The 4,272-nt window shown below is 52.8% G+C and carries 7 protein-coding genes and 1 pseudogene; 3 read left to right on the forward strand and 5 right to left on the reverse strand.

Annotation, left to right across the window (positions count from 1 at the left end; translation table 11 throughout):
* Positions 1-17: 17 nt before the first annotated feature.
* From AAAC48_RS20545 to AAAC48_RS20565, 5 genes are all read right to left on the reverse strand, one after another.
* Positions 18-179, reverse strand: coding sequence for a hypothetical protein (locus AAAC48_RS20545; RefSeq protein ID WP_340655965.1), 162 nt, complete (start codon positions 177-179; stop codon positions 18-20).
* 338 nt (positions 180-517) lie between these two features.
* Positions 518-856, reverse strand: a complete 339-nt coding sequence (locus AAAC48_RS20550; RefSeq protein WP_340655966.1) for a hypothetical protein — start codon at positions 854-856, stop codon at positions 518-520.
* A gap of 280 nt (positions 857-1,136) precedes the next feature.
* Complete coding sequence (locus tag AAAC48_RS20555; RefSeq protein ID WP_340655967.1) at positions 1,137-1,529, reverse strand: hypothetical protein; 393 nt, start codon at positions 1,527-1,529, stop codon at positions 1,137-1,139.
* Between the two features lie 51 nt (positions 1,530-1,580).
* Positions 1,581-1,724, reverse strand: a complete 144-nt coding sequence (locus AAAC48_RS20560) for a hypothetical protein (RefSeq protein WP_340655968.1) — start codon at positions 1,722-1,724, stop codon at positions 1,581-1,583.
* A 73-nt stretch (positions 1,725-1,797) separates the two neighbouring features.
* A complete protein-coding gene (locus tag AAAC48_RS20565) occupies positions 1,798-2,811 on the reverse strand; it encodes a glycosyltransferase family 2 protein (protein ID WP_340655969.1) in 1,014 nt (337 codons plus the stop codon).
* A gap of 451 nt (positions 2,812-3,262) precedes the next feature.
* Between AAAC48_RS20565 and AAAC48_RS20570 the strand changes: the two genes are divergently transcribed.
* The 3 genes and pseudogenes from AAAC48_RS20570 to AAAC48_RS20580 all read left to right on the forward strand — a co-directional run.
* Positions 3,263-3,514: a response regulator gene (locus AAAC48_RS20570; protein WP_340655970.1), complete on the forward strand. Its 252-nt coding sequence runs from the start codon at positions 3,263-3,265 to the stop codon at positions 3,512-3,514.
* 15 nt (positions 3,515-3,529) lie between these two features.
* A complete protein-coding gene (locus tag AAAC48_RS20575) occupies positions 3,530-3,841 on the forward strand; it encodes an Hpt domain-containing protein (protein ID WP_340655971.1) in 312 nt (103 codons plus the stop codon).
* 153 nt (positions 3,842-3,994) lie between these two features.
* A pseudogene (locus AAAC48_RS20580) lies at positions 3,995-4,272 on the forward strand (phasin); the annotation flags it as partial.

Here is a 4,272-nt window from a genome sequence, read left to right on the forward strand (position 1 = left end):
CGCTGAACATGCGCAGTTCAATCAATAGAGGAGCCGGAGGTAATTAATCCTACAGCGAAAATTGCCAGGGTGATAACAGTTAATTGCGTCGGCGGCAGACGTTCTCCAAAAACCCCCCTAGCAATAATATTGATGGCGGCAAGCTGGATGATCGCCGACAAGCTAAAGGCCCGGGCCATTCCGAATTCTCGCACCAGCCTCAACATGATCAGATTGCCGATACAATAAACAAGGGTAACGGCGAGCTTGGCAAACCCGGACGACTGTGACCAACTTTTGGCAGAGGTTGCCGCGAGCAGAAATATTGCGTTGAGCCTGCGAGCTCGATCGAACCGAATCCCGTCAAGTGAGGATACCTTGAGTCAATAATATGGTTTCAAGCGTTTCGCGGTGTTGGACGGTCTGCCGGCTAGTACGCTTACGTTTCGGCGTGCCATGATCATAGGGGATGGAGGCGAGCAGCGCACACAACAAGATCGGAGCCGTCACAAAAACGAGGGAAAGATTGGTATGCATGTTATCCATTCTCGTCGACTTGGCGCGTCGACAAGATCACGGGCCTTATGTTTCCCGCAACAACTCCTCGGGGACCCTCGGACGAATGAACACCCGTGATGTCTTCAATAACCGTATAAAGCTTTTCGTCGCGAAACGCACTGAACATCCTCGTGGAGTTTCCATCTGCGGGGGCGACATTCATTTCCAGAAAATCGTCTTCGGCCTCAGCCGCTACGAGCCGCGCATCGGCGGCCGAATACGCGCGAACAGTGACTTCGCCCTGATTGTCCGCGTTGCCCCAACGCGGATCGGCTTCATCCACAACGGGCAACAGCCGAAAGATTCTTAGGGTTTCCAAAAAGTGCCTCCGTTCAGTTGGACTGGTCCAAAGCATGAGGTGATGGCTGACGATTTTGCTGTTCGTTCCCAACTGGAAAAATCAGGATCAGACCGACAACGGCCACGACAAAAACGATTATGCCGATGATTACTGCCCGGATTGTCATTGGCTTGCTCCAGCATTCTCTCCATTGACCATCGAGGGACAGGACATCCGGGTATTTAAGCCTTGTCGGATGCCAGGTAAGCCTCTTCGTCCTCATCTCGCTGCTGGCCGCCTAGCGCTGCGGCAACGCTGGCTATAAATGCACCAACCAGCAGAGAAACGCCGCCATGAATGCTGCCGTGGCGCTGGCTTTGTCGGCAGCATCTTTGCCGCATCCGCGCGCGCCAAAACGACATCCACACGTGCGTTCGCATCCGCTTCGCTCAATCCAGTGCGCGTCGCAACCAGTTGATCGAGGTACGTCCAATCTTTGATCCGCCAACGCATTAGCTAGAAGATGCGACGGGCATATTTGTTCCCAACTCAAGATCAAATGGATCATTCGGAGGCCATCGCTGCGCCGCATAGCCAAAAGGCGCATGACCACCGGGCCATCGGCCGCGGCGACAAGTGCCTTACCGGCAGGCGGGCTTTTCTGATCCATGGAAGGAGCAAAAGCGATGAACTTGCCGTCAACGAGCGACATATGGAAGTAGCCAAAATCGTCTTGCTGTCTTTTCACCTCGCGTCAGCGAGGTTATTTTGCTTTCCAATCGGTTTCGAGCATCGCCTCGATCGAGATGAAGAACGGGACTTTCAGGGCGATTTTGAGCGCAAGCTTGCTGTTGCGGAAGAGGTTACTGACGATCTTGCTGTCCGGATCTTTCAGGGGCTGTTTCATAGTCACAGATTCTTAGCCGCCCTTTTTTGGTTGTAGGCCAAATCGTTTGCCAGTCGCCCCCGCCTCTAGAGGCTTACCAGAGTTCCTTCATAAATCCCAACTCGATCAGTTGGTCTGGTCCAGTGTAGACCGCCGATTGATGGTCATCACAGAGCTGAAGTTCGTGAGATCGAGCGAGAGCTCTGGCGATTACCTGATACTCCGCAGCGTTGGAGAAATATTGGCAGTCAGCAACCGCCGCCTCGACCTTCGGTTTGAGATCAGAGAAAAATTTGAAGTGCATCAAGACACCGTGGATGGTGCCGAAATTACGCTTCAGCGGGCGAGGCTTGTGTATTCCTTCAGACAGCGAACATTCCGCGTCCCAATAGGTAAGCGGGTATTTGATGAGCTGGTTCGAGAGCCCAAACTTTCTTGCCCGCACACCACCCTTTATTGACCACCCCGAACTCGCTTGGCAGATGACATATCCCGTCGCGTCGAATTGGTTCGCGATCTCCCATGGAAAACAGTCATCCGATAAGGTCGCATGGGAGTGTTGGCCAGGATAAAAGTCGATCATCGGTGCTGGCATACGAAACTGTTTTTTCGCAACAAGTCGCGCCACGACATCCGCAAGCGGTCGCTGATAGCAATGCTGATAAACAAGGTACTCATCCACGTCCAGATTGAGGTACCATTTGTTTTGCCCATAGTGATTGAAGATCCATTCTCTCCACAGGATCGACCGCTGAGCATCCGCGTATCGTACGGCGGAACGCCAAAGATCAACATCTGTCTGTGCCGATAAATATTCGACGGTACCATCGGAAGACTGATCATCGATGACGATAAAGCGCGTCACTCCAAGCCTTCGATAATGTGTGAGAAAGGAACCCAAGAACTTCCTTTCATTTCTAACCGGTACAACGACCGCGACCTCGTCGTCACTGTAACTGGACGTTGCAGCGGCGATCTGGTGCATTCCGAGTTCACGTGATGTCAAACGGGAGGCTTTAAGTTCCTTGCGCCACGTGCGGGCGGCCGCCAGGTAGCCACGATCCCGTTGTTCGATAGAAACTCGCGATGGGTAGTGTGCATGTTTCAAGCGAGAATTCCCCGATGCAATACTCGGCCCCGACTTCCGTGAGCTTTACTGCGCCAGTTACATTTGTAACAAGAAAAAACCGGCCTTGCACAATCAAATAGCGGCAAAGAGCCGGTACTTTCCACCAGGTGCCACCTTCAGTCCTACATCCATAGATCCGCACTTTGAACATTTGAGTTTGGGATTGAGATCGGCATGCATTGCGTTGTGACGGCAGCTAGCCAATAACTGCGTTGTGGTTCGCGTAAATCAGAGGCCCGCTGCTAGAGCAGAACCGATGAGATTTATAACGAAGCTGAGGCTCAGTCACTGGATTGGAGAGCGTGTTGGCATCCTGGCGTGTGATCTATGTTGATGATGAGAGTGACATTCGTGAGGTCGCTTCAATGGCGTTGGAACTGGACCCGCTTTGATAGTGAAAACATGTTCCGGTGGTCAGGAGGCTCTCGACATGGCGAGAAGTTGGAATCCTGATCTGATCCTTCTCGATGTCATGATGCCCGGCATAGATGGACCGATGACTTTGGCAGCGCTTCGCGTTGAGACGATCACGAAAGATATTCCGGTTGTCTCCATTACAGCAAGAACTCAGGCGCGCGACGTCGAGCGCTTTCTGGAATTGGGTGCGGCGGGTGTCATCGCGAAGCCATTTGATCCGATGGCACTGGCAGGAGACGTGCGCAAATATCTTCCCGGGACCTGATTATGGAAGACAAACTTGGTCAATTGCGCCAACGGTTTCTCGAGCGCTGCAAGGGAAATCTCCCTACTTCGCGCCGGTCACTCAATCTTCGACGGCGCGACAGCAAGTGAGCAGGAGCATTTCCTGGCGCTCGTCCATTCCATGGCCGGCACAGGTGGCATCTTCGGATTTCCTGAAATCAGCAACGCCGCAATAGAACTGGAAACCGTGCTGCGCGAAGAGGAGGGCTCGATCGACCGTGAGATGGTAAACAGCCTCGTGGACCGCCTCGTAACAGCGACCTGCGACGGGAGCGTTGTGGCGTGGAAACTTCAAAATTACTTATAAACTTGTCTGTATATTGTGAAAAATCTGTGTGGTGAGTGTGCGATGCAAAAATAATATTGCAATGCACAATAAGCTCGGTTAGCTTGGCCAAGTATTCAACGTCGTTGAAGTATAGCTCGACAAAATCTGTCCGACCACAGAAGGATCTATATCATGAGCAAGACCACCAAACAGACTGCTGATGCGTTCTCGATCCCTGCTTTCGATCCGACCGCTGTAACCGATCAGGTTCGCGAATTCGCCGAAAAGGGCGTTGCCCAGTCCAAGGAAGCTTATGCCAAGATCCAGGACCAGGCGGAAGCTGCCCAGAAGACCGCTGAAACAACCCTTGAGACTGCTCGGTCCAACACTGCTGCTCTTTCGCTGAAGGCATTGGCTGCACTGCGCGCCAACACCGAAGCCAGCTTCGCTCATATCGAAGCGCTGATCGG

This window comes from Phyllobacterium sp. (genome assembly GCF_037994405.1).
Taxonomy (GTDB): Bacteria; Pseudomonadota; Alphaproteobacteria; order Rhizobiales; family Rhizobiaceae; genus Phyllobacterium.